The following is a 22,481-nucleotide window of genomic DNA, read 5'->3' as shown; positions in this document are numbered from 1 at the left end:
CCGTGGCAACCCGGGATTGACGGCGGACGGGCCCCGGGTTGCCTGCTCCCCACCCTCTCCCCACCCCTTCCGGGCCCCTTCCGGGCCCCTTCCGGGCCCCTTCCGGGCCCCTTCCGGGCCCCCGCCTGGCACTCTCCGCGGGGTCTCCTTGCACGCGGCATATGCCGACTCGGAGGAGATCGTTTGCTCATTGTCCGTACGCGGCCGCTTGCGTTCCGCAATGATGGACCGCATGGCGGGTTGGGGCGAAACAGATCAGTCATCAGTTCCCGGGGCCGGATTGGTCGCCGAGGCGTCGTGGATCGATGTCCAGGGCGCGCTGGCGGCGCTGGAGCGGCTCAGCTCGGAGGAACTGGAGGAGATGTATTGCGGCAGGCTGAGCGATCAGTCCGTGCCGAACGAGGTGCGACTGCCGTCCCGGCCGGAGACCGGCCCGGTGGCCCGCCGGCTGGTGCTGTCGGTCCTGGAGTCCTGGGACCTCCACCAGCACCTGGAGGCCGGTGAGTTACTCACCAGCGAGCTGGTCTCCAACGCCGTCCGGCACGCCGCCGGACGCACCATCGGGCTCCAGGTGATCCGCAAGCCGGGCTGGCTCCGCGTCGAGGTCCGCGACTCCTCCCGGGCGCTGCCCTGCATGATCCTCGCCGAGCCGAAGCCGGTGACCGAGCGGGGGCGGGGCCTGCGGGTCATCGACGACCTGGCCGACCGCTGGGGCGCCGACCTGCTGCCGCGCGGCAAGGGCGTCTGGTTCGAGCTGAAGGTCCGCGAGCGGCACTGACCGTTTCGGGCCTTCCCGGGTCCGTCTCGGCCTTCCGGGCCGTCCGGGTCTTTCCCGGCTTTCCGGGTCTTCCGGGTCTTCCGGGTCTTCCCGGGAAAACGCGCAGGGCCCCCGAAGTCGCCGTGGTCCGGCGGATGGGGGCCCCTGCAAGTCATCGCGCCGGCCAAGGGGGTGCGTGCCGCGCGATGGGCGTCGGCCGTGCCAGGTCGGGCCAGCCGAAGTCTCCACGCCCAGGCCGGCGTGCTGTGCCGCCCGCCGTTGGGCTGCTTCGACTATCGCACGGATCTCAGCATGTGGGCAAACCAGGTGACTTGGATTGAAAGGTTTGTAACCTAGTTCACCTTTGGATTTTGCATAGGTTCACGCTGTTGCCTGTGAATATTCACCATCCTTGCCGTCGGGCCTCCGGTGCTTCGTCGCCCGGCCGCCAATTCCTCCGTGCACCCCACCACGCCGGAACTGCCGGGTAGCATCAGGCCCGTGGACCTGTACTGGCACGTCGTACTGCCACCGCTCAGCGCCTGATCGGGCGTACACGCCGGTGGCTCGAGCCCCGCGCTCCCTGCTGCGGCCCCCTTCGGCCGCCAGGGGGCTGCCGTGTGCGCCCGGTGCGAAACCAACTCCCCTGACGGTCTTCGACGACGGAAGTTCACGACTGTGCCGAACCGCACCTCCACGCCCGCGCCCACCCGGCCCACCACCACCCCCACCGCCCGCCGCACCAGCCCGCTCGGCGGGCCGGTCCCGATCCTGGTCGCCGCACTGCTGTGGGGCACCACCGGGACGGCCAGCTCCCTCGCACCCGACGGCGCCCCTTCGGCGGGCATCGGCGCCGCCGCGCTGGTCCTCGGCGGACTCCTCCTCTTCCTCTCCACCCGCAGCGCCCGCGCGCTGCCTCGGGCCTGCGGCCGCCGGGAGCGGTGGCAACTCGCCGTCGGCGCCGTCGCGGTGGTCGGCTACCCGGTCACCTTCTACCCGGCGGTGACCCGCGCCGGGGTGGCGGTGGCCACCGTGATCGCACTGGGCAGTGCCCCCGTCTTCGCCGGCCTGCTCGGCTGGCTCACCCGGCAGGGGCGGCCGAGCGGCCGGTGGGCCGGTGCCACGGTGACGGCGGTCGTCGGCTGCGCCGTCCTGGTGCTGGGCCCCGAACTCACCGGCGACGGCGCGGCGGTGGACGCCGTGGGGGTGGCGCTGGCCGCGCTCTCCGGCCTCTCGTACGCGGTGTACTCGCTCGTCGGCGGGAGGCTCATCTCGCGCGGGCACCCGTCCGCCGGGGTGATGGGGGCGATGTTCGGCGCGGCCGCGCTGCTCGTCCTGCCGGTGCTGTTCCTCGGCGACCTGCGGTGGCTCGCCTCGCCGCGCGGCGCGGCGGTGGTGCTCCACCTCGCGGTGATCACCACCTTCCTCGCCTACCGCCTCTTCGGCCACGGGCTGCGCCGCACCTCCGCCCAGACCGCCACCACCCTCACCCTCGCCGAACCCGCCGTCGCCGCCCTCCTCGGCGTCGCCGTCCTCGGCGAACGCCTCCCCGCCGCCTCCTGGTGCGGCCTCGCCATCCTCGCCGCGGGCCTCGCGGTCCTCACCGTGCCCGTGGGCACCCGCCGTCACTGACCTGCGGGTGGCCCCACGCGCAGGAAGTCGGCGGGGCCGACTTCCTGCGCAGGAGGTGCGTGGGGGTGCACTGAAGAGGTAGACCGGTCTGCATATTCCGCACCTGGAATGTAGACCGGTCTACATAATTTCCTCCACCTGGGGGCCGGGTCGCGCTCGGATGTCCAGGCGCGCTCAGATGCCGAGGTGGGTGGCGATGCCGGTGAGGACGCAGTCGAGGCCGGTCTCGAACTGCCAGGTGGGGTCGTCCTTGCGGGTGGCCTTGTGGAGGTAGCGCTGGTAGGTGGGGTAGCGGCCGGTGTCCATCAGGAAGGACATCCGGGGGGCGAGGCCGGCGCGGGTCTCGTCACCGTCGGACCAGCCGTGCTCGCGCTGGAGGGTGCGCAGGGCGAGCTCGGCGGCGACGGAGCCGTGGACATAGCCGGTGACGGTGCGGAAGACCGCCATGGTGGTGTCGGCGTCCAGGCCGTGGTCGGCGAGGGCGGCGAAGGCGCGTTCGGGGATGGCGAGCTGGTTGGGGGTGAGGGGGACGGCGCCGGCGCGGACGACCCACGGGTGGGCCAGGTTCATGGCGCGCAGGTGGAGCGCCAGGGTGCGCATGGTGTCGCGCCAGCCGCTGGAGGGAGTGTCCAGGGAGAGTTCGCCGTAGACGAAGTCGACCATCAGGTCGATGAGTTCGTCCTTGCCGGAGACGTACCGGTAGGCGGCCATCGGGGCGACGCCGAGGGCGGTGGCGAGTCGGCGCATGGTGACGGCGTCGAGGCCTTCGGCGTCGGCGATCGCGATCGCGGCCTCGGCGATCCGCTGCGGGGTGAGGGTGGTGCGCGGCGCGGGGGTCGGGCGGGCGAGGCGCTCCCAGAGTGAGGCCTGGGGCTTGGTCTGGTCGTCGTCCCCGGTGGGGGCCTGCTGGGCGGGCATGACGGCGGGCTCCTTCCGGCTGGGGGTTCCCACCGTACCACCCGGCGTGTACGGCGTATTGGGAGTAGACGGCGTACGCGCCGATGTGTACGTTGCATCCAGGAGATACGTTGTACACATCGTCCCGGAGGGGGATGTTCATGGCCAAGGACGTTTCGGAGAAGAGCCTGAAGGTCGCGGTCGTCGTCGGCAGCACCCGGAGCGGCCGGTTCGCGCCCGTCGTCGCCGACTGGCTGCTCGGCCACCTCGGCGCGCGCGGCGACATGACCGCCGACCTGATCGATCTGGTCGAGACCCCGCTGCCGACCACCTTCCCGTCCTTCGGTGGTGAACTGGAGCCGGGCGCCACCGAGTTGCTCGCCGCCGTCACGCCCCGGCTGGAGGCCGCCGACGCCTTCGTGGTCGTCACACCCGAGTACAACCACAGCTTCCCGGCCCCGCTGAAGAACGCCATCGACTGGCACAACAGCCAGTGGCACGGCAAGCCGGTCGGCTTCGTCTCCTACGGCGGCCTCTCCGGCGGTCTGCGCGCCGTCGAGCAACTGCGAGTGGTGCTCGCCGAGTTGAACGCCATGACGATTCGCAACACGGTCAGCTTCCACGGCGCCGCCCAGTGCTTCGGCGCCGACGGCAAGCCGCTCGACCCGGCCGCCGACGCCGCCGCCAAGACCATGCTCGACCAACTCGCCTGGTGGGCGGAGGCGTTGCGCGACGCCCGGCGCGTCCGCCCGTTCGCGGCCTGAGCAGGCGCCTCGGGACGCCTCGGGGTGCTCGGGGCGCCTCGGGACGCCCTGGAACGCCGAGAGCCCCCGGACGGGTCCGGGGGCTCAGGCGACAGCGGGTGTGATCAGCACTCGATGACGTTGACGGCGAGGCCGCCGCGCGAGGTCTCCTTGTACTTGATCTTCATGTCGGCGCCGGTCTCCTTCATCGTCTTGATCGCCTTGTCGAGCGAGACGTGGTGCCGGCCGTCGCCGCGCAGGGCCATCCGGGCGGCGGTGACGGCCTTGACGGAGGCCATGCCATTGCGCTCGATGCAGGGGATCTGGACGAGCCCGCCGACCGGGTCGCAGGTGAGGCCGAGGTTGTGCTCGATGCCGATCTCGGCGGCGTTCTCGACCTGTTCGGGGGTGCCGCCGAGGACCTCGGCGAGGCCGCCGGCGGCCATCGAGCAGGCGGAGCCGACCTCGCCCTGGCAGCCGACCTCGGCGCCGGAGATGGAGGCGTTCTCCTTGAAGAGCATGCCGATGGCGCCGGCCGCGAGGAGGAAGCGGACGATGCCGTCCTCGTCGGCGCCCGGGATGAAGTTCAGGTAGTAGTGCAGGACGGCGGGGATGATCCCGGCCGCGCCGTTGGTCGGAGCGGTGACCACCCGGCGGCCGGAGGCGTTCTCCTCGTTGACCGCCATCGCGTAGAGGGTCACCCACTCCATCGCGTTGGCCGGGCCGATGCCCTCGGCGCGCATCGCGCGGGCGGCCGCGGCGGCGCGGCGGCGGACCTTGAGGCCACCGGGCAGGATGCCCTCGCGGGACATGCCGGCCCGCACGCACTCCTGCATGACCTGCCAGATCTCCAGCAGCCCGGTCCGGATCTCCTCCTCGGAGCGCCAGGCCTTCTCGTTCTCCAGCATCAGGCCGGAGATCGACAGCCCGGTCTCCCGGGTGAGCCGCAGCAGCTCCTCGCCGGTGCGGAAGGGGTAGCGCAGCGCGGTGTCGTCGGGCTTGACCCGGTCCGCGCCGATGGCGTCCTCGTCGACGACGAAGCCGCCGCCGACCGAGTAGTAGGTCTTCTCCAGCAGCGTGGAGCCGTCCGCCGCGTACGCCCAGATGGTCATGCCGTTGGCGTGGTACGGCAGCGAGCGGCGGCGGTGCAGGACCACCTGGGTGCCCGGGTCGAAGTCGATGGGGTGGGTGCCGAGGAGGTTGAGCCGCTTCTCGGTGGTGATCCGCTCGACGTCCTTGTCCGCCTGGTCGACGTCGACCGTGCGGGGGGAGTTGTTCTCCAGGCCGAGCAGGACGGCCTTCGGGGTGCCGTGGCCGTGGCCGGTGGCGCCCAGCGAGCCGTACAGCTCGGCGCGCACGCTCGCCACCTCGGCGAGCAGGTCCTCGGACCGCAGGCGCCGGGCGAACATCCGGGCGGCGCGCATCGGGCCGACGGTGTGGGAGCTCGACGGGCCGATGCCGATGGAGAAGAGGTCGAAGACGCTGAGGGCCACGGGGGACGTCCTTGTCTGTCTCGTGGAAGGACTGGCGGGCGGGGGACGACACGGGTCGGGGCACCGCGCGCACTGTCCAGTGTGCGCGGTGCCCCGGGATCCCAGGTGCCGTGGCGGGGTGAGGCCGGTCACCCCGCCCGAACGATCACCGCGGTGATCAGAGGTTCGGGTAGAGCGGGTACTTCTCGGCCAGCGCGGTGACGCGGGCCTTGAGCGCGGTGGCGGCGTCCTCGTCGAAGGCGGGCTTGAGCGCCTCGGCGATGATGTCGGCGACCTCGCGGAAGTCCTCGGCCTGGAAGCCGCGGGTGGCGAGCGCGGGGGTGCCGATGCGCAGGCCGGAGGTGACCATCGGCGGCCGCGGGTCGTTCGGGACGGCGTTGCGGTTGACCGTGATGCCGACCTCGTGCAGGCGGTCCTCGGCCTGCTGGCCGTCGAGCTGGCTGTTGCGCAGGTCGACCAGGACCAGGTGCACGTCGGTGCCGCCGGACAGCACCGAGGCGCCGGCCTCGGCGACGTCGGCCTGGAGCAGGCGCTCGGCGAGGATCTTGGCGCCCTCCAGGGTGCGCTGCTGGCGCTCCTTGAACTCCTCGGACGCGGCGACCTTGAAGGCGACGGCCTTGCCGGCGATCACGTGCTCCAGCGGGCCGCCCTGCTGGCCGGGGAACACCGCGGAGTTGATCTTCTTGGCGTACTCGGCCTTGGACAGGATGACACCGCCGCGCGGGCCGCCCAGGGTCTTGTGGGTGGTGGTGGTGACCACGTCCGCGTACGGCACCGGGTTGGGGTGCAGACCGGCGGCGACCAGGCCGGCGAAGTGCGCCATGTCCACCATCAGCAGCGCGCCGACCTCGTCGGCGACCCGGCGGAACGCGGCGAAGTCCAGCTGGCGCGGGTAGGCGGACCAGCCGGCGATGATCAGCTTCGGCTGGTGCTCCTTGGCCAGGCGCTCGACCTCGGCCATGTCGACCTGGCCGGTCTTCTCGTCCACGTGGTAGGCGGCCACGTTGTAGAGCTTGCCGGAGAAGTTGATCTTCATGCCGTGGGTGAGGTGACCGCCGTGGGCCAGGTCCAGGCCCAGGATGGTGTCGCCCGGCTTGATCAGCGCGAACATCGCGGCGGCGTTGGCCTGCGCGCCCGAGTGCGGCTGGACGTTGGCGTGCTCGGCGCCGAACAGGGCCTTGATGCGGTCGATCGCGATCTGCTCGACCACGTCGACGTGCTCGCAGCCGCCGTAGTAGCGGCGGCCGGGGTAGCCCTCGGCGTACTTGTTGGTGAGCACCGAGCCCTGGGCCTCCATGACCGCCACCGGGGCGAAGTTCTCGGAGGCGATCATCTCCAGGGTGGTCTGCTGGCGGTGCAGCTCGGCGTCGACCGCGGCGGCGATCTCCGGGTCGAGGGAGTGCAGGGACTGGTTCAGAACCGTCATGGTGTGGTCTTCCCGGGAGGAGAGAGACGGGAGCGGAGAAGGGGGGAGCCTGGCGGGGCGGCCGCCGCGCTGCGACCGCCCCGTCACGAGCGGGTCAGCCGCCGATGAAGGCGGTGTACTCGTCCGCGCTGAGCAGCTCGTCGGTGGACTCCACCTGGACCTTGAACAGCCAGCCGCCCTCGAACGGGGCGCTGTTGACCAGGCTGTTGTCGTCCAGGACGTCCTGGTTGATCTCGACGATCTTCCCGGTCACCGGGGAGAACAGGTCGCTGACCGACTTGGTGGACTCCAGCTCGCCACAGGACTCGCCCGCGGTCACGTCGGCGCCGACCTCGGGCAGCTGCACGTAGACGATGTCACCGAGCGCGTCGGCCGCGTGGGCGGTGATGCCGACCGTGGAGACACCGCCCTCGACGGCGGTCAGCCACTCGTGCTCCTTGGTGTACTGCAGGTGCTGGGGGTTGCTCATGGCGTCATTCTCCAGGATGGGAAGCGGGTACGACGAAGCGGGCCGCCGCACGGACGGCTTCGACGCGGATCAGGCGTGGTTCGGGCATGGGCCAGGCCTGGTTCGGGCATGGGCCAGGCCTGGATCAGGCGTGGCTCAAGCCCGGGTCGGGCATGGTGCAGGCCCGGGTCCACGGGGTCTACGGGGAGGGCGGGGCCTCAGCGGGCGCGCTTGTAGAACGGCAGCGCCACGACCTCGACCGGCTCGTGCTTGCCGCGCACGTCCACCGCGACGGCGGTGCCGGGGGCGGCGTGGGCCGCGTCCACGTAGGCGATCGCGATCGGCCGGCCCAGGGTCGGGGACGGGGCGCCCGAGGTGATCCGGCCGATCGGGGCGCCGTCGGCGGAGACCACGGTGTACTCGGCGCGCGGGACGCGCTTGCCCTCGGAGACCAGGCCGACCAGCACCCGCGGCGGATTGGCCTCGGCCTCGGCGGCGGCCTTCTCCAGCGCCTTGCGGCCGACGAAGGTGCCCTCGTTGGTGGTCTTGTCGAAGCGCACGACCCGGCCCAGGCCCGCGTCGAACGGGGTCAGGTCGGTGGAGAGCTCGTGCCCGTACAGCGGCATGCCGGCCTCCAGGCGCAGCGTGTCGCGGCACGACAGGCCGCACGGGACCAGGCCGCGGCCCTCGCCGGCGGCGGTCAGCGCCTGCCAGACCCCCTCGGCGTCGCCCGGGTTGCAGAAGATCTCGAAGCCGTCCTCGCCGGTGTAGCCGGTCCGGGCGAGCAGCACGTCGCGGCCGGCGACCTGGGCCGGGAGGATCGCGTAGTACTTCAGGCCGGGCAGGTCGGCGTCGGTGGTTCCGGCCAGGATCGCGGTGGCCTCCGGGCCCTGGACGGCGATCAGCGCGTAGGTGTCGCGGTCGTCCGTGACGACGGCGTCGAAGCCCTTGGCGCGGGCGATCAGCTCGTCCAGCACCAGCTGGGCGTTGGAGGCGTTGGCGACGACCAGGAAGGCGTCCTCGCGCAGGCGGTAGACGATCAGGTCGTCCAGGATGCCGCCGTCCTCGGCGCAGATCATGGTGTAGCGGGCGCGCAGCACGCCCAGCGCGGAGACGAAGCCGACCAGCGCGTGGTCCAGCATCTCGCCGGCCTGCTGGCCGGTGACGGTGATCTCGCCCATGTGGGAGAGGTCGAACAGTCCGGCCCGGGTGCGGACGGCGAGGTGTTCCTCGCGCTCGCTGCCGTAGCGCAGCGGCATGTCCCAGCCGGCGAAGTCGGTCATGGTCGCGCCGAGGGCGCGGTGCAGCGCGTCGAGCGCGGTGAGGCGGAGGGACGACATGGCCTGGAACTCCTCGGTCTGGGCACTCATGGGTGCACGCGCCGGAACCGGACCCGCTCGGGGGCCGACCCTGCGCGCGGGCATGCGGCGGCGTGGGTCTCCCCATCTGTCGTCGAACCTGAGAGCTTCACCGCCCACCTGCCCGCAGCTGTTTCCAGCATCCAGGACAGCATGGTGGCTTGCACCGTGGGTGGGCGCGCGACAGGGCCGTGCGCCACTTTCCAGATGTGCCTAACCCGTGCGGTAAGGGGGCCTGAGAGATTCCGGGGAGGAGTTGCTCCTTCGGCGCCGGCTGTGCCGCCTGACGGGGCACTCCGGGCTCTCCCGCGCGGGTTCGAGCGGCCGGTATGGAGTTGTCGGTCCGCCGGCGCGCCGCGCCGTCGAACGCGCACATCATGGCACGTCCGCGCCGACGACGGGAGAGGGGACCCGGTCACACCGCGCCACCGCGAACCGGCGCCCCCGGGGCGTGCGCCCTAGACTGCTGCGCGTCGGCGCAGCAGAGGGCGGCCGACCGGCAGAGGGCGGATCAGGCGCGCATGGGGTACCCGGTGGAGCAGCAGCAGGGGTGGGGCGGGCCGGAGTCGGCGCCGCCGGGCGGCGGGTGGCCGGCCAACGAGCTGGAGCAGGTGCTGACCGCCGCGCTGGGCGATCCGGGTGCGACGCCGCGGGTGATCGAGGTGCTGGCCCGCAGCCAGGTGTGGATCCCGCTGCCGGCCGGCGGCGACCCGCGGGGGCCCGCGCTGGACCTGCCGACCATCGAGCTGGCCGGCGAGCCGTACGTGCCGGTGTTCTCCTCGCAGGAGGTGTTCCTGCGGCAGGCGCCGGGGATGGCCTTCGCGGTGGCGCCGGTCTGGGAGTTCGCCCGCGGGCTGCCGCTGGGCGTGGGCATCGCGGTCAACCCGGAGGCGGCGGTGGGCATCCCGGTGCCGCCGCAGGGTGTGGCGGAGCTGCGGCGCGGCCCGCGCGAGGAGCGCCTGGCCGACCAGGAGCAGAGCCAGAGCCAGAGCCAGAACCAGGGACAGGGCCCGGAGGCGCCGACCGGTGGCCGGGTGGCGCTGCGCGAGCCGGTGCCGGGGGAGGACCCGGAGCACTTCCTGGCCGCCTGCCGGGCCGAACTGTCGGCCCTGCCCGGAGTGTTGACCGCGCGCCGGGCGCTCGCCAGCATCGAGGGCGAGCCGACCGTGATGTTCGTGGGCGTCCAGCTGGACCAGACGGCCCCGGCCGACCCGGGTGCGGTGAACGAGGCGCTCGGCCGCGCGCTGGGAACCGCGCCGCTGCCGGGGGGCGTCCACCTCGTACTGCTCGATCTCGCCGATGACCCGGTGGTCGAGTGGCTGCTCACCCGGGTACTCCCTTTCTACGCGCGGGGTTGAGCGGGGTTCGTATCGGAGGCACGTCGCCGTGGCGGTGGCCGGTGCCGCGCCATAGGGTGCGTGCAGACGGCCGACGGGTCGGCAGGCTTGAGGAAAGAGGCGCGGCGAGGTGGGCGCATGAGTGCGGGAGCGGTAGCGGGCGGTGCACCGGGGCCCTGGGGCCAGGCACCCGCCGGGCGCCCCGGAGCGGATCCGGGCGCGCTGGAGCGCGCCCTGCGCGAGGTCGCGCCGGAGCGCTACGAGGCGTACGAGCAACTGCTGCACGCACTGGCCGACGGCCAGGTCTGGATGCTGCTGTGGCACGGCGCGCCGGGCAGCGCTGACGCCCAGTACGGGAACATGGAGATCAGCGGCCACGGCTACGCGCCGGCCGTCACCTCGTCCGAGCAACTGGCGTCGTCCGGCTGGGCGCGGGCCCACGAGGTCATCTCCGGGCGGGAGATCGCCGCTTCGCTGTACCGGACCCGCTGGGGCCTGTGGCTCAACCCGCACGCGCCCGGCGGCGGGGTCGGGGTGCCCTGGGCGGACCTGCGGCGGATCGCCGCGGGCCTGGAGCGGCTGCCGGCCGGGCCGTTGAAGCTGAGCGAGCCGCAGCTGAACGCCCAGCCGTTCTTCGCGCTGCTGGAGCGGCAGGCCGGTGAGGTGCGCGCGGTGCGGGCGCTGCGCCGGGCCTGGGTGCAGCCGGCCGTGGGGGAGCCGTACCTGGCGATCGGCCTGGAGCTGTACGAGAGTTCACCGCCGGCGGTGGAGGCCGTGCGGGCGCTGATGCAGCGGGCGATCGCGGTGGCCCCGGAGGGGCTGGCGGTGTCCACGGTGGCGATGGCGGACGAGTACGACCCGGTGGCGCTGTGGATGCGGGCGCATGCGCGCCCGTTCTTCGACCGGGAGGCGGGGCGGCCGCCGACCGGCCCGTACCCGCCGGTGCCGCCTCCGCCGTACCCCGCGCAGCAGGGGCCGGGCTACGGCTACGGCACGCAGCAGCCCGCGCAGGGCTGGACCGGGCAGCCGCAGCAGCCGTGGCCCGGATACCCGGGGCGCTGACAACCAAAACCTTTTTCCAGAAGCCGACTTGATCTTGCGTCAGGTCGGCTTCGGTGCTTTCCGGACGAACTTCCGGCCGTTACCGTCGATCATCTTGACATGCCAGTTACAGCCGTGTGAAGAGGGATATGCCGAAGACGGAGGAGGTGCATGCGCACAGATCACAGTTGGGCATCTGTCGGTTGTGAGGGCTGGCGCAAGCCAGTTCGGATGGCAGAGAGTTCTGCGCAACGCACCGCGCGTACTGGGAACCCCACGAAGGTGAACGCGCACGCCGACCGCCAGAACCACGCGAAGCCCATCCCGCGTTGGGGCAGTACCCGTGCACGACGTACTGCCGCGAACACCCGTTCCAAGCACCTCCGCACGTCCGCAGCCGTACCGCCGAACCGGTGACCGGCGCCCGTGGGCCGGCCACCGTCGGCGAGGGGACCAACTGACCATGACCGCACCCATCGCAACCACCGGGAACGAACCGGAGGCACCCGCCCCCGCGAGCCCGGCCAAGAAGATCGAGGGCCGCTCCCTCGGCCAGATCGCCTGGACCCGCTTCAAGCGCGACAAACTCGCCGTCGCCGGCGGCGTCGTGGTGATCCTGCTGATCCTGCTGGCCGTACTGGCCAAGCCCATCGAGGCCCTGTTCGGCCTCGACCCCGACGCCCTGAACCAGGACCTGCTCGACGCCAACCTGGGCGGCATCCCGCTCGGTGACTGGGGCGGAATGAGCTGGGACCACCCGCTCGGCGTCGACCCGCTCCAGGGCCGTGACCTGCTCTCCCGCGTGATCGAGGGCTCCTGGGTCTCCCTGCTGGTCGCCTTCGGCGCGACCCTGCTGTCGAACACGATCGGCACCGTGCTCGGTGTCATGGCCGGCTACTACGGCGGCTGGGTGGACACCGTGATCAGCCGCATCATGGACGTCTTCCTCGCCTTCCCGCTGCTGCTCTTCGCCATCGCGATCTCGACCTCGCTGCAGGGCGGCGCGTTCGGCCTGCACGGCCTCCCGCTGCACATCATGGTGCTGATCTTCGTGATCGGCTTCTTCAACTGGCCCTACATGGGCCGGATCGTGCGCGGACAGACGCTGTCGCTGCGCGAGCGGGAGTTCGTCCACGCGGCCCGCAGCCTGGGCGCCCGCGGCCCGTTCATCCTGTTCAAGGAACTGCTGCCGAACCTGGTCGGTCCGATCCTGGTCTACTCGACCCTGCTGATCCCGACCAACATCCTCTTCGAGGCGGGCCTCAGCTTCCTCGGCGTCGGCATCCAGCCGCCGCAGGCCTCCTGGGGCGGGATCCTCCAGGACGCGATCAAGTACTACCAGGTGGACCCCCAGTACATGGTGGTCCCCGGTCTGGCGATCTTCCTCACCGTGCTCGCCTTCAACCTGCTCGGCGACGGGCTGCGTGACGCCCTCGATCCCAAGAGCAACTGACGCAACGTCAGGCCCTCCCTCCTTCCCATCCTCAAGGGGTTGATCTCACCCATGCGCAGGTCCCGTACCGTCGCCCTGACCGCGGCGGCAGCCGCCGCGGTCCTGATCGTGACCGGCTGCACCTCCGGCAGCAAGGGCTCCGGCTCGTCCTCCTCCGCCAGCGGCAGCAGCGCCGGTGGCGGCGGTGCCGACGCCGCCACCAAGGGCATCGTCAACGCCTCGGACAAGAAGGGCGGGACGGTCACCTACGAGATGAAGGGCGCCCCGGACTCCTTCGACCCGGGCAACACGTACTACGCCTACATCTACAACTTCTCGCGCCTGTACGGGCGTCCGCTGACCACCTTCGCCCCGGGCGCCGGCTCGAACGGCAACAAGCTGGTCCCGGACCTCGCCGAGAGCCTGGGCAAGGTCAGCGCGGACGGCCTGACCTGGACGTACAAGCTGCGCGCGGGCCTGAAGTTCGACGACGGCACCCCGATCAGCTCGAAGGACGTCAAGTACGCCGTCGAGCGCTCCAACTTCGCGCCGGACGTGAACTCCAACGGCCCCACCTACTTCCACGACCTGCTGGTCGACAACGAGACCCCGTACCAGGGCCCGTACAAGGACAAGACCGGCGGCCTGAACTCGATCGAGACGCCGGACGACCAGACCATCGTCTTCCACCTGAAGCAGCCGTTCGCGGACTTCGACTACCTGGTCGGCTCCCCGCAGACCGTCCCGGTCCCGCAGGCCAAGGACGACGGCGCCGGCTACGTGAAGCACGTGGTCGCCTCGGGTGCCTACAAGTTCGAGTCCTACGAGGACGGCAAGCAGCTCACCCTGGTGCCGAACACCAACTGGGACCCGAGCACCGACCCGATCCGCAAGCAGCTCGCGGACAAGATCGTGGTCCGGATGGGCATGGAGCAGTCCACCATCGACAAGGACCTGATCGCGGGCAACGCCCAGGTGGACCTGGTCGGCAGCGGCGTCGACCCGCAGACCCAGGCGCAGATCCTGCAGAACCAGAAGCTCAAGGCGAACACCGACAACGCCTACGGCGGCCGCCTGGCGTACGTCGCGATCAACACCAAGGTCGCGCCGTTCGACAACCTGGAGTGCCGCAAGGCCGTCCAGTACGCGATCGACAAGGTCTCCGTGCAGACCACGCTCGGCGGCCCGATCCGCGGCCAGATCGCCAACACGGTGATCCCGCCGGACGTCCCGGGCCACCAGGACTTCAACACCTGGGCGACCAACGGCAACAAGGGTGACGAGGCCAAGGCCAAGGACGCCCTCAAGGCCTGCGGCAAGCCCGACGGGTTCAGCACGGTGATCACCGCCCGCACCGAGCGCGACCCGGAGGTCCAGGCCGCGACCGCGATCCAGGCCGCGCTGAAGAAGATCAACATCAACGTCGAGATCCAGAAGTACGCGCAGGGCAAGTACTTCTCGGATGCCGCCGGTGTCCCGCAGTTCACCCAGGACCACAACATCGGTCTGATGATGATGCAGTGGAGCGCCGACTGGCCGACCGGCTACGGCTTCCTGCAGCAGATCTCCGACGGCCGCGCCATCAAGGCCTCCGGCAACAGCAACCTGGCCCAGCTCAACGACCCCGAGGTCAACAAGCTGCTCGACGACGCCATCACCAACACCGACCAGTCGGCGCGCGAGAAGATCTACGGCCAGATCGACAAGAAGATCATGGACCAGGCGGTCTACGTCCCGCTGACCTACTTCAAGGTCTTCCTGTACCGCCCGGACAGCGCCACCAACCTGGCGTCCACCTCGGGCTTCTCGGGTGAGTACGACTACCTGAACATCGGCACCACCAAGTAAAGAGCCTGGCTCCACATCCCTGAAGGCAGGTGAAGGCAGCGGCCGCCCGCCGCCGTCCGGAAGACCCCGGACGGCGGCGGGCCGCCGGAGCCGCCCAACTGTGTTTGCCTACATCATCCGCAGGATCTTCGCGGCCGTCGTGCTGCTGCTGGTGGTCAGCGCTGTCACCTTCGCGATCTTCTTCCTGCTCCCGCGCATCGCCGGCGAGACCACCGACCAACTGGCCACGCAGTACGTCGGGAAGAACCCCTCCCCCGAGGCGATCGCCGCGGTCAAGAAGAACCTCGGGTTCGACCAGCCGCTGTACACCCAGTACTGGAACTTCCTCAAGGGCCTGGTCAGCGGCGCCGAGTACAAGTTCGGCCCGGACCCGGTCACCTGCCACGTACCGTGCTTCGGCTACTCCTTCAAGAACCACCTGGAGGTCTGGCCCGAGCTGATCAAGCGCGTCCCGATCACCCTCTCGCTCGCCGTCGGCGCGGCCGTGCTCTGGCTGGTCTCCGGCGTCGCCACCGGCGTCGTCTCCGCGCTCAAGCCGCGCTCGGTCTTCGACCGGATCGCCATGGGCATCTCCCTCGCCGGCGTCTCGCTGCCGGTCTTCTTCACCGGCGCGGTGCTGCTCGCCCTGTTCAGCTACGAGTGGCCGATCCTGGACAACCTCCAGTACGTCGACTTCGCCGACGACCCGCTGATGTGGGCCCGCAACCTGATCCTCCCGTGGATCTCGCTGGCCTTCCTCTACTCCGCGCTCTACGCCCGGCTCACCCGCGCCGGAATGCTGGAGACCATGAGCGAGGACTACATCCGCACCGCCCGGGCCAAGGGCCTGGTCGAGCGCAAGGTCGTCGCCCGGCACGGACTGCGCGCCGCGCTGACACCCGTCATCACCATCTTCGGCATGGACCTCGGCCTGCTCCTCGGCGGCGCCCTCATCACCGAGCAGGTCTTCTCGCTCCAGGGCGTCGGCGCCTTCGCCGTCCAGGCGATCGCCGACAACGACCTGCCCAAGATCCTCGGCGTCACCCTGCTCGCCGCCTTCTTCATCGTCGCCTGCAACCTCGTGGTCGACCTCCTGTACGCACTCGTCGACCCCCGGGTGAGGCTCTCGTGACCGAGCTCCAGAAGACCGAGGCGGTCGCCGCCCAGGCCCCGTCCGGCGACCCCTTCCTCTCCGTCCGCGACCTGCGGATCCACTTCGACACCGACGACGGCCTGGTCCGCTCGGTGGACGGGGTCAGCTTCGACCTGCACAAGGGCCGCACCCTCGGCATCGTCGGCGAGTCCGGCTCCGGCAAGTCCGTCACCTCGCTCGGCATCATGGGCCTGCACCGCACCAAGCGGGCCCGGATCACCGGCGAGATCCGGCTGGACGGCGAGGACCTGATCGCGGCCGGCCCCGAACGGGTGCGCCAACTGCGCGGCCGCGAGATGGCGATGATCTTCCAGGACCCGCTGACCGCGATGCACCCCTACTACACCGTCGGCGCGCAGATCGTCGAGGCGTACCGGGTGCACCACCCCCAGGCGTCCAAGAAGCAGGCCCGGGCCCGCGCGGTCGAGATGCTCGACCGGGTCGGCATCCCGCAGCCCGACCGCCGGGTGGACGACTACCCGCACCAGTTCTCCGGCGGCATGCGCCAGCGCGCCATGATCGCCATGGCACTGGTCAACGACCCCTCGCTGCTGATCGCCGACGAGCCCACCACCGCCCTGGACGTCACCGTCCAGGCGCAGATCCTGGACCTCATCCGCGACCTCCAGGACGAGTTCGGCTCGGCCGTCATCATCATCACCCACGACCTCGGGGTGGTCGCCGAACTGGCCGACGACATCCTGGTCATGTACGGCGGCAAGTGCATCGAGCGCGGTCCCGCCGAGACCCTCTTCGACGCGCCCGAACACCCCTACACCTGGGGCCTGCTGGGCTCCATGCCGCGCCTGGACCGCGAACTCCAGGACCGCCTCGTCCCGGTCAAGGGCACCCCGCCCAGCCTGATCAACGTGCCGTCCGGCTGCGCCTTCCACCCGCGCTGCCCGTACGCCGACCGGACCGGCGGGCGCTCCGCGAGCGAGCTCCCGGTGCTGGCCGAAGCCTCGCCCGGCCACTACGCGGCCTGCCACCTCCCGGCCGCCGAACGGCACCGCATCTTCGCCGAAGAGATCGCGCCCCGGCTGTGAGCCCGGCCTCGTACCACCTTTCTGGAGAGAACCGATGACGGACACTCAGGCAGCCACGGCCACCGCGCCCGCGCCCGCCCCCGACCGCGAGCCGCTGCTCCGGGTGACCGGCCTGACCCGGCACTTCCCGATCCGCGGCGGACTGCTGCGCCGCCAGACCGGTGCGGTGCGGGCCGTCGACGGCATCGACTTCACCGTCAACGCCGGTGAGACGCTCGGGGTCGTCGGCGAGTCCGGCTGCGGCAAGTCGACGATGGGCCGACTGGTCACCCGGCTCGACGAACCGACCGGCGGGAAGGTCGAGTTCGAGGGCACCGACATCACCCACCTGGGCGTCGGCGCGATGCGGCCGCTGCGCCGCGACATCCAGATGATCTTCCAGGACCCGTACTCCTCGCTCAACCCGCGGCACACCGTCGGCACCATCGTCGGCGCGCCGTTCCGGTTGCAGAAGGTGGAGCCCGAGGGCGGCACCAAGAAGGCCGTCCAGGAACTGCTGGAACTGTGCGGGCTCAGCCCCGAGCACTACAACCGCTACCCGCACGAGTTCTCCGGCGGCCAGCGCCAGCGCATCGGCATCGCCCGGGCACTCGCCCTCCGGCCGAAGATGATCATCGCGGACGAGCCGGTCTCCGCCCTGGATGTCTCCATCCAGGCCCAGGTGGTCAACCTGCTGGACGACCTCCAGCGCGAACTCGGCCTGACCTACCTGATCATCGCGCACGACCTCTCGGTGGTCCGGCACGTCTCGGACCGGGTCGCAGTGATGTACCTCGGCAAGATCGTCGAGATCGCCGACCGCGACTCCCTCTACGCGAGCCCGCTGCACCCGTACACCAACGCGCTGATGTCCGCGGTGCCGGTGCCCGACCCGCGCCGGCGCCAGCGGGCCGGCCGCGAGCGGATCCTGCTCACGGGCGACGTCCCCTCGCCGATCAACCCGCCCAGCGGCTGCCGCTTCCGCACCCGCTGCTGGAAGGCCCAGGACGTCTGCGCCGGCCAGGAGCCGCCGCTGACGGCACTGAAGACCGGGCACGAGGTGGCGTGCCACTTCCCCGAGCTGGGCGAGGGGAAGTAGGGCGCGGGCCCACGCGCACGATGCGCCGCACCGGAGCACCGGCTTTGATCAGCCGGTCGTTCCGGTGCGGCGCATCGTGGCGTCCGGGCCCTCATCCCGGTGAAGGCGGTGCGGTGTTGATCACGCGTCAGGGTCGGGGCCCTTGCCGGCGGGCAGCCGGGTCGCCGCAGGCATCGCGAGCCCGGCCGCGAGGAAGACGGCCGCCAGCGCCACCCACCCGTACTGACCGGCCCCGACGACCGCGACCAGGGCGACCGGCGCGGCCACGTTGGCGGCTCCGCGGCCGATGGCCAGGACGCCCTGGTACTGGCCGGTGGCGTGCTCGGGAGCGAGCTGGAAGCTGAGCCCCCATTCGCCGGAGACCTGGTACATCTCCCCCCACGTGTGGGCGATCATCCCCAGGGCGAGGATGCCGGTCGCGACCAGGGCGTTCCCCCAGCCTGCGACGCCGTACAGCAGGCAGGCGCAGCCGAGGAAGAACCCGCCGAGGCGGGAGATCCGCCCCCACAGGCCCGGGGTGGTGTCGTTGCCCTTGGAGCTCACCTGGACCTGGAAGATCACCACCAGGACCGTGTTCAGGACGATCAGGGCGCTGAACAGCCAGGCGGGTGCCTTGGTGTGGGTGACCAGCCACAGCGGAACGGCGATCTCCATGAGGGCGCCGTTCAGCGACAGCACGGCGTTCAGCCCGGTGAACCGCAGGTACCGGAGGTCCTTGAGCGCTGCCCCCAGCGGCTGCTTCTCGACGTGCGCGGGAGGCGGATGCCGTACGGGCATCCGGTTCAGCACGAGGGCCGACCCCGCGTAGGCCAGTGCCGCGGCGACCACCATCGCCTCGTACGCGGCCCGGGTGTCCAGGTACAGGGCCAGGCCGGCGGCTCCCGCGCCGAGTGAGATCCCGATGTTGCTCACGACCTGCTGGTGCGCGCGCGCGGTCACCCGCTCCTCGGCCGAGGCGATCAGGGACACCAGGGCGGGCAGGACCGTGCGGCATCCCCGCTGCACGACGCCCACCGCGCACGCCGTGACGGCGAACGGCCAGAAGGAGCCGACGGCCAGGTAGCACAGCACCGCCGGCCCCGCGGCGACGGTGAGGACGAGCAGGACCCGCCGCGGCCCGATGCGGTCGGAGAGGTGCCCGATCGGCAGGGCCGCCAGCAGGCCGGCCAGGCTGGCAACCGTGAGCCCGACGCCCACGTCCACCATCCGCAGACCTACCACCCGGGTGAAGAACAGCACGCTGACGGTGGCGAACAGCCCGTCCCCGAGGGTGGTCAGGAACGTGGACAGCGTCAGTCCGCGCACCGGCCCGGCCGGCGGGACCGCCCTGGCGAGGGCCAGCCGGGCAGCGCTCGTCCGGGTCGGGGGAGCCGTCGTATCCGTTTTCGTCACGTGGCGGCAGCCGCCTGGAAGGCGACCGGCAACGTCGCCAGGTAGCGCATGGTCGCGGTGCGCTGGCGCAGTGGCTCCCCGGCCATCCGCAGGCGTGTGGGGCGCCGCAGAATGGCCTTGATCAGCGCCTGCAGCGTCACCTGGGTGAACAGGTTTCCGACGCAGGTGTGCGGGCCCCGGCCGAATGCCATGTGCTGATTCGGTGTCCGGTCCAGAATGATTTCGTCGGGACGGGTGAATTTTTCGGGATCGCGGTTTGCCGCGCCGAAAAGCACCACGACGACGTCTCCGCGCTTGAGCTGGACGGATCCGACGACGACGGGCTCGGTGACGATGCGGCTGGTCCCCTGAACCGACGCGTCGTAGCGCATGAGTTCGTCGAAACCACTCGACAGCAGCGCCGGGTCGCGCATCGCCTCGAATTTGTCGGGGTTCTCCAGCAGCGCCAGCATGGCATTTCCGGCACCGGCGACGATCGAGCTGTAGCCGGACTGGAAGACGACCCGCACCGTGTTCCGGACGAAGGAATCGGCGACATCCACCTCGGCGCGGTTGCCGGCGACATGGGCCAGCAGCCCGGGGCGCGGATTGGCCGTGAACCAGGACTCGACCATTTCGCTCAGTCGGCCGCGCGCCTCGATGCCGAGTTTCCTGAGTTCCGCACCGGTCTCGATTCCGTCCCCGGCGGTTTCGGGCGCCAATCCGGCGTCCATGCTCCGCACGATGGCGTCCGATATCGCGGCGAAGGTCCTGACGTCCGGCTGCTCGATGCCCATGAGCTCCGAGATGGTCGCCAGGGCGAGCGGCTCGACGACCTCCGACATGAGATCGAACTCCGCCCTGCCCTCCAGGCCGTCGAGCAGCGACCCGACGAGGGCCTCGCCCTGCTCGCCGACGGCCTCCAGGTCCTGGGCGCGCAGGGCGTTCATGAAGAGGCTGCGGAGCGGGCCGTGGTCCGGCGGGTCGAGGGTCTGCAGGCTCAGCCACGGCTCGGAGACCGACTCGCCGGCACGCCGCCAGTCCGTCGCGAACACCGCGGGGTCCTGCAGCACCATCTGGCAGTCGCGGTACCGGGTCAGCACCCAGCTCTGCATCTTCTCGTGCCAGTGCACAGGCTCCGACGCGCGCAGCTCCGCGTAGACCGAATAGGGATCGGCGAGAGTGGAGCTGTCGAGGGGGTCATAGCGGACCGGGAGTTTCATGGACAATTCCTAGGATTCTTGAACGGCCTATGAGGCCCATGTTCCCGCTGGGCCAAGAGCGTGCGCCGGACCCGGACGAATCCGGGTCCGGCGCCAATTCTCGCCGACGATACCGGGCTCTGCCGCGGTTCGGGCAATATAATTAGTCGTTGTAACGCATGGAAATTCACCTACCCGAGCTAAATGTCCCGGCCGTTGGCGCGGACTGTCGACGTTCGGACATCGGGGATGCCGGTGCAATCGGCATCAGGGATTTCAGTCGTTGTAGCGCACGGAAGTCTCCTCTCCGGTTGTTCATGTTCGAAGCCCCAGTGCTTCTCTCGATGGAAATGAAACTACCACCGGCATTCGGCCCCGTCCATGAGTTATTTCCGGGATCAATTTCCCAAACCAGCCAACCCGGGCAAAGGGTGCATCGAATTCGGGAGGGAAATGCGAATTGTATTCTCCATACCGTACGACCCGCAGTATTTCGCGAATATGTCGAAATTTGGTGTTCACGTCAACTCTGCGCAGAGTGTCCGGACCGGCGGCGGTCGTCGCCCGGGCCGCGCGCCCGAGGCGGGGCCACGGACCGCGGCCGTACGCGGAGGGGGGGAGGGTTTCGTACGGGGCATAGTTGTTCGGTGACCTCGCAGATCTTCCCCTCCGACGTGCAGCAGTCGCTGGACCTCGTCGGCATCTTCGTCTTCGCCCTCTCCGGGGGGCTGCTCGCCGTCCGCAAGAACATGGACATCTTCGGCATCGCGGTGCTGGCCGAGGTCACCGCGCTCGGGGGCGGCGTGATCCGGGACCTGGTGATCGGGGCGACGCCCGTCGCGGCGTTCAGCAACCTCGGGTACTTCATCACCCCGCTGGTCGCCGCGCTGGTGGTGTTCTTCCTGCACCCCGAGGTCGAGCGGATCAACCGGGCGGTGCAGACCCTGGACGCCCTCGGCCTCGGCCTGTTCTGCGTCACCGGCACCGCCAAGGCGCACGACTACGGGCTCGGCGCGGTGTCGGCCGTCGCACTCGGCATGGTCACCGCGGCCGGCGGCGGGGTGATCCGCGACGTGCTGGCCGGCGAGATCCCCTCGCTGCTGCGCTGGGACCGGGAGATCTACGCCGTCCCGGCCCTGGTCGGCGCCGCCCTGGTGGCGGTGCTGATCGGCGTCGACCGGCTGACCGGCGCCACCGGCACCGCCGCCGCGCTCACCGCCTTCGGGCTGCGGATGCTCGCGCTGAAGTACGGCTGGCGCGCCCCGAGGGCCTGGCACCGCAACGGTTCTCGCACCAGCGAGGAGTAGGCGAGCCGCCGTACGCGAGCGAGATCGCCTCCGCCGTGCAGAGCAGTTCCGGCACCATCCGGGCGAGTTCGGCCGGCGGCACCTGGCTCGCCGGGGCGCTCAGCGCGCAGGCCGCGACCGTCCGGCCGCCGCTGCCCGCCACCGGCGCGGCCACGCACGTCACCGGCTCCCGGTGCTCGGCCGACTCCGCCGCCCAGCCCCGCAGCCGCACCGCCGCCAGTTCGGCCGGCAACTCCTCGTCGGGGGTGCCGTCCTCGGGCAGCCCGGCCAGCAGCACCCGGCCGATCGCCGTCCCGCCGGCCGGCGCCCGCCGCCCGATCCGGGACGCCCGGGCGGTGCCCGGCCCGGCCCAGCTCCCGGCCACCTCGTCCAGGTACAGCACCTCGCCGTCCTGGAGCACGGCCAGCTGGACGGTGTAGCCGCAGCGCGCGTTGAGCGCCGCCAGGTACGGCGCGGCGACCTGCCGGACGTCGATCTCCTCCAGCGCCCGGTGGGCCAGTGACAGCACCCGGCCGCCGAGGCGGTAGCGCAGGTCGGGCTGGCGCTGCGCGAAGCCGTGCTCCTCCAGGGTGCGCAGCAGCCGCAGCGCGGTGGACTTGTGCACCCCGATGCTGGTCGCGGCCTGCTCCAGGGAGACCGGCCCGTCGCCGAGCGACCCGAGCAGGGTCAGGGCGCGGTCGACCGACTGCGACATGGCGCACCGCTCCTGTCCGCGCCGATGGGAAGTGAGAGTGGGACGTGATCCCGGGCCGTGCCCGCGGGCCGGGCCGGGGCCCGTCCGCGGGAAGCGTTCGTCAGGCTAACCGCTCGGCCGCGCGGCGGGTCAAACGGGTGCCGGACACCGGTGTCCGGTGGGCGCGCGGTCCGGGAACCGGCCGGGCGAGACACCCGGGAGTCGTCCGGTGGACGCCCGGTGGCCGGATCGGTGCGCAC

General features: G+C 71.1%; 19 protein-coding genes and 1 riboswitch. Of the genes, 11 read left to right on the top strand and 8 right to left on the bottom strand.

The annotated features are described in order from the left end of the window. The first annotated feature begins 232 nt into the window (after positions 1–232). A complete protein-coding gene (locus ACIO9K_RS18675; protein ID WP_079135615.1) occupies positions 233–778 on the top strand; it encodes an ATP-binding protein in 546 nt (181 codons plus the stop codon). A 657-nt stretch (positions 779–1,435) separates the two neighbouring features. Beyond that, the gene (locus ACIO9K_RS18670) at positions 1,436–2,389 is read left to right on the top strand and encodes a DMT family transporter (protein WP_400331167.1); all 954 of its coding nucleotides are present in this window, start codon (positions 1,436–1,438) and stop codon (positions 2,387–2,389) included. A gap of 174 nt (positions 2,390–2,563) precedes the next feature. On the opposite strand, the gene ACIO9K_RS18665 is transcribed toward ACIO9K_RS18670, so the two are convergent. Next, complete coding sequence (locus tag ACIO9K_RS18665) at positions 2,564–3,307, bottom strand: TetR/AcrR family transcriptional regulator (RefSeq protein ID WP_400331164.1); 744 nt, start codon at positions 3,305–3,307, stop codon at positions 2,564–2,566. Between the two features lie 140 nt (positions 3,308–3,447). On the opposite strand from ACIO9K_RS18665, the gene ACIO9K_RS18660 reads away from it, so the two are divergent. Next, complete coding sequence (locus ACIO9K_RS18660) at positions 3,448–4,050, top strand: NADPH-dependent FMN reductase (RefSeq protein ID WP_400331161.1); 603 nt, start codon at positions 3,448–3,450, stop codon at positions 4,048–4,050. 104 nt (positions 4,051–4,154) lie between these two features. Here the strand turns inward: ACIO9K_RS18660 and ACIO9K_RS18655 are convergent, their stop codons facing one another. From ACIO9K_RS18655 to gcvT, 4 genes are all read right to left on the bottom strand, one after another. Continuing rightward, entirely contained in the window at positions 4,155–5,522 is a 1,368-nt protein-coding gene (locus ACIO9K_RS18655; protein ID WP_363582083.1) for an L-serine ammonia-lyase, read from the bottom strand. A gap of 157 nt (positions 5,523–5,679) precedes the next feature. After that, positions 5,680–6,948, bottom strand: a complete 1,269-nt coding sequence (gene glyA / locus ACIO9K_RS18650) for a serine hydroxymethyltransferase (RefSeq protein ID WP_363582085.1) — start codon at positions 6,946–6,948, stop codon at positions 5,680–5,682. Positions 6,949–7,042: 94 nt separating this feature from the next. Continuing rightward, entirely contained in the window at positions 7,043–7,417 is a 375-nt protein-coding gene (gene gcvH / locus ACIO9K_RS18645; RefSeq protein WP_350884663.1) for a glycine cleavage system protein GcvH, read from the bottom strand. A gap of 197 nt (positions 7,418–7,614) precedes the next feature. Beyond that, the gene (gcvT, locus tag ACIO9K_RS18640; RefSeq protein WP_400331156.1) at positions 7,615–8,766 is read right to left on the bottom strand and encodes a glycine cleavage system aminomethyltransferase GcvT; all 1,152 of its coding nucleotides are present in this window, start codon (positions 8,764–8,766) and stop codon (positions 7,615–7,617) included. 201 nt (positions 8,767–8,967) lie between these two features. Beyond that, positions 8,968–9,073, bottom strand: a riboswitch (glycine riboswitch). Positions 9,074–9,275: 202 nt separating this feature from the next. Here gcvT and ACIO9K_RS18635 point away from each other — a divergent pair. From ACIO9K_RS18635 to ACIO9K_RS18605, 7 genes are all read left to right on the top strand, one after another. Continuing rightward, positions 9,276–10,112 carry an enhanced serine sensitivity protein SseB C-terminal domain-containing protein gene (locus tag ACIO9K_RS18635; protein ID WP_400331153.1) on the top strand — a complete coding sequence of 279 codons (837 nt, stop codon included), beginning with the start codon at positions 9,276–9,278 and terminating at the stop codon, positions 10,110–10,112. A 117-nt stretch (positions 10,113–10,229) separates the two neighbouring features. Beyond that, positions 10,230–11,153 (top strand): enhanced serine sensitivity protein SseB C-terminal domain-containing protein, encoded by a 924-nt coding sequence (locus tag ACIO9K_RS18630; protein WP_363582090.1) that lies wholly within the window; start codon positions 10,230–10,232, stop codon positions 11,151–11,153. A gap of 442 nt (positions 11,154–11,595) precedes the next feature. Beyond that, on the top strand, positions 11,596–12,585 hold the full coding sequence (locus ACIO9K_RS18625) for an ABC transporter permease (RefSeq protein WP_350884655.1): 990 nt from the start codon (positions 11,596–11,598) through the stop codon (positions 12,583–12,585). A gap of 51 nt (positions 12,586–12,636) precedes the next feature. Then, positions 12,637–14,412, top strand: coding sequence for an ABC transporter substrate-binding protein (locus ACIO9K_RS18620; protein WP_400331148.1), 1,776 nt, complete (start codon positions 12,637–12,639; stop codon positions 14,410–14,412). Between the two features lie 100 nt (positions 14,413–14,512). Then, the gene (locus ACIO9K_RS18615) at positions 14,513–15,523 is read left to right on the top strand and encodes an ABC transporter permease (protein ID WP_363582096.1); all 1,011 of its coding nucleotides are present in this window, start codon (positions 14,513–14,515) and stop codon (positions 15,521–15,523) included. Beyond that, positions 15,520–16,590 (top strand): ABC transporter ATP-binding protein, encoded by a 1,071-nt coding sequence (locus ACIO9K_RS18610; protein ID WP_363582098.1) that lies wholly within the window; start codon positions 15,520–15,522, stop codon positions 16,588–16,590. The genes ACIO9K_RS18615 and ACIO9K_RS18610 overlap by 4 nt, the downstream gene beginning before the upstream one ends. A 34-nt stretch (positions 16,591–16,624) precedes the next feature. Further along, on the top strand, positions 16,625–17,668 hold the full coding sequence (locus tag ACIO9K_RS18605) for a dipeptide ABC transporter ATP-binding protein (RefSeq protein WP_363619267.1): 1,044 nt from the start codon (positions 16,625–16,627) through the stop codon (positions 17,666–17,668). Positions 17,669–17,788: 120 nt separating this feature from the next. On the opposite strand, the gene ACIO9K_RS18600 is transcribed toward ACIO9K_RS18605, so the two are convergent. Both ACIO9K_RS18600 and ACIO9K_RS18595 read right to left on the bottom strand, forming a co-directional pair. Beyond that, positions 17,789–19,060 (bottom strand): MFS transporter, encoded by a 1,272-nt coding sequence (locus ACIO9K_RS18600; RefSeq protein ID WP_400331144.1) that lies wholly within the window; start codon positions 19,058–19,060, stop codon positions 17,789–17,791. After that, entirely contained in the window at positions 19,057–20,262 is a 1,206-nt protein-coding gene (locus ACIO9K_RS18595) for a cytochrome P450 (RefSeq protein WP_400331141.1), read from the bottom strand. The genes ACIO9K_RS18600 and ACIO9K_RS18595 overlap by 4 nt, the downstream gene beginning before the upstream one ends. 626 nt (positions 20,263–20,888) lie before the next feature. On the opposite strand from ACIO9K_RS18595, the gene ACIO9K_RS18590 reads away from it, so the two are divergent. Then, positions 20,889–21,548 carry a trimeric intracellular cation channel family protein gene (locus ACIO9K_RS18590; RefSeq protein WP_363582106.1) on the top strand — a complete coding sequence of 220 codons (660 nt, stop codon included), beginning with the start codon at positions 20,889–20,891 and terminating at the stop codon, positions 21,546–21,548. On the opposite strand, the gene ACIO9K_RS18585 is transcribed toward ACIO9K_RS18590, so the two are convergent. After that, positions 21,454–22,242 (bottom strand): IclR family transcriptional regulator, encoded by a 789-nt coding sequence (locus tag ACIO9K_RS18585; RefSeq protein WP_363619264.1) that lies wholly within the window; start codon positions 22,240–22,242, stop codon positions 21,454–21,456. The genes ACIO9K_RS18590 and ACIO9K_RS18585 overlap by 95 nt on opposite strands. Positions 22,243–22,481: the final 239 nt, after the last annotated feature.

This window comes from Kitasatospora sp. NPDC087271 (assembly GCF_044744605.1).
Lineage (GTDB): Bacteria > Actinomycetota > Actinomycetes > Streptomycetales > Streptomycetaceae > Kitasatospora.
This window is presented reverse-complemented; position numbering and strand designations above follow the sequence as displayed.

Excerpts from the sequence above, each read along its gene's own strand:
- ACIO9K_RS18675 (WP_079135615.1), top strand. The coding sequence starts at position 233 with ATGGCGGGTTGGGGCGAAACAGATCAGTCATCAGTTCCCGGGGCCGGA.
- ACIO9K_RS18665 (WP_400331164.1), bottom strand. The coding sequence starts at position 3,307 with ATGCCCGCCCAGCAGGCCCCCACCGGGGACGACGACCAGACCAAGCCC.
- ACIO9K_RS18660 (WP_400331161.1), top strand. The coding sequence starts at position 3,448 with ATGGCCAAGGACGTTTCGGAGAAGAGCCTGAAGGTCGCGGTCGTCGTC.
- glyA (WP_363582085.1), bottom strand. The coding sequence starts at position 6,948 with ATGACGGTTCTGAACCAGTCCCTGCACTCCCTCGACCCGGAGATCGCC.
- gcvH (WP_350884663.1), bottom strand. The coding sequence starts at position 7,417 with ATGAGCAACCCCCAGCACCTGCAGTACACCAAGGAGCACGAGTGGCTG.
- gcvT (WP_400331156.1), bottom strand. The coding sequence starts at position 8,766 with ATGAGTGCCCAGACCGAGGAGTTCCAGGCCATGTCGTCCCTCCGCCTC.
- ACIO9K_RS18635 (WP_400331153.1), top strand. The coding sequence starts at position 9,276 with ATGGGGTACCCGGTGGAGCAGCAGCAGGGGTGGGGCGGGCCGGAGTCG.
- ACIO9K_RS18630 (WP_363582090.1), top strand. The coding sequence starts at position 10,230 with ATGAGTGCGGGAGCGGTAGCGGGCGGTGCACCGGGGCCCTGGGGCCAG.
- ACIO9K_RS18625 (WP_350884655.1), top strand. The coding sequence starts at position 11,596 with ATGACCGCACCCATCGCAACCACCGGGAACGAACCGGAGGCACCCGCC.
- ACIO9K_RS18620 (WP_400331148.1), top strand. The coding sequence starts at position 12,637 with ATGCGCAGGTCCCGTACCGTCGCCCTGACCGCGGCGGCAGCCGCCGCG.
- ACIO9K_RS18605 (WP_363619267.1), top strand. The coding sequence starts at position 16,625 with ATGACGGACACTCAGGCAGCCACGGCCACCGCGCCCGCGCCCGCCCCC.
- ACIO9K_RS18595 (WP_400331141.1), bottom strand. The coding sequence starts at position 20,262 with ATGAAACTCCCGGTCCGCTATGACCCCCTCGACAGCTCCACTCTCGCC.
- ACIO9K_RS18585 (WP_363619264.1), bottom strand. The coding sequence starts at position 22,242 with ATGTCGCAGTCGGTCGACCGCGCCCTGACCCTGCTCGGGTCGCTCGGC.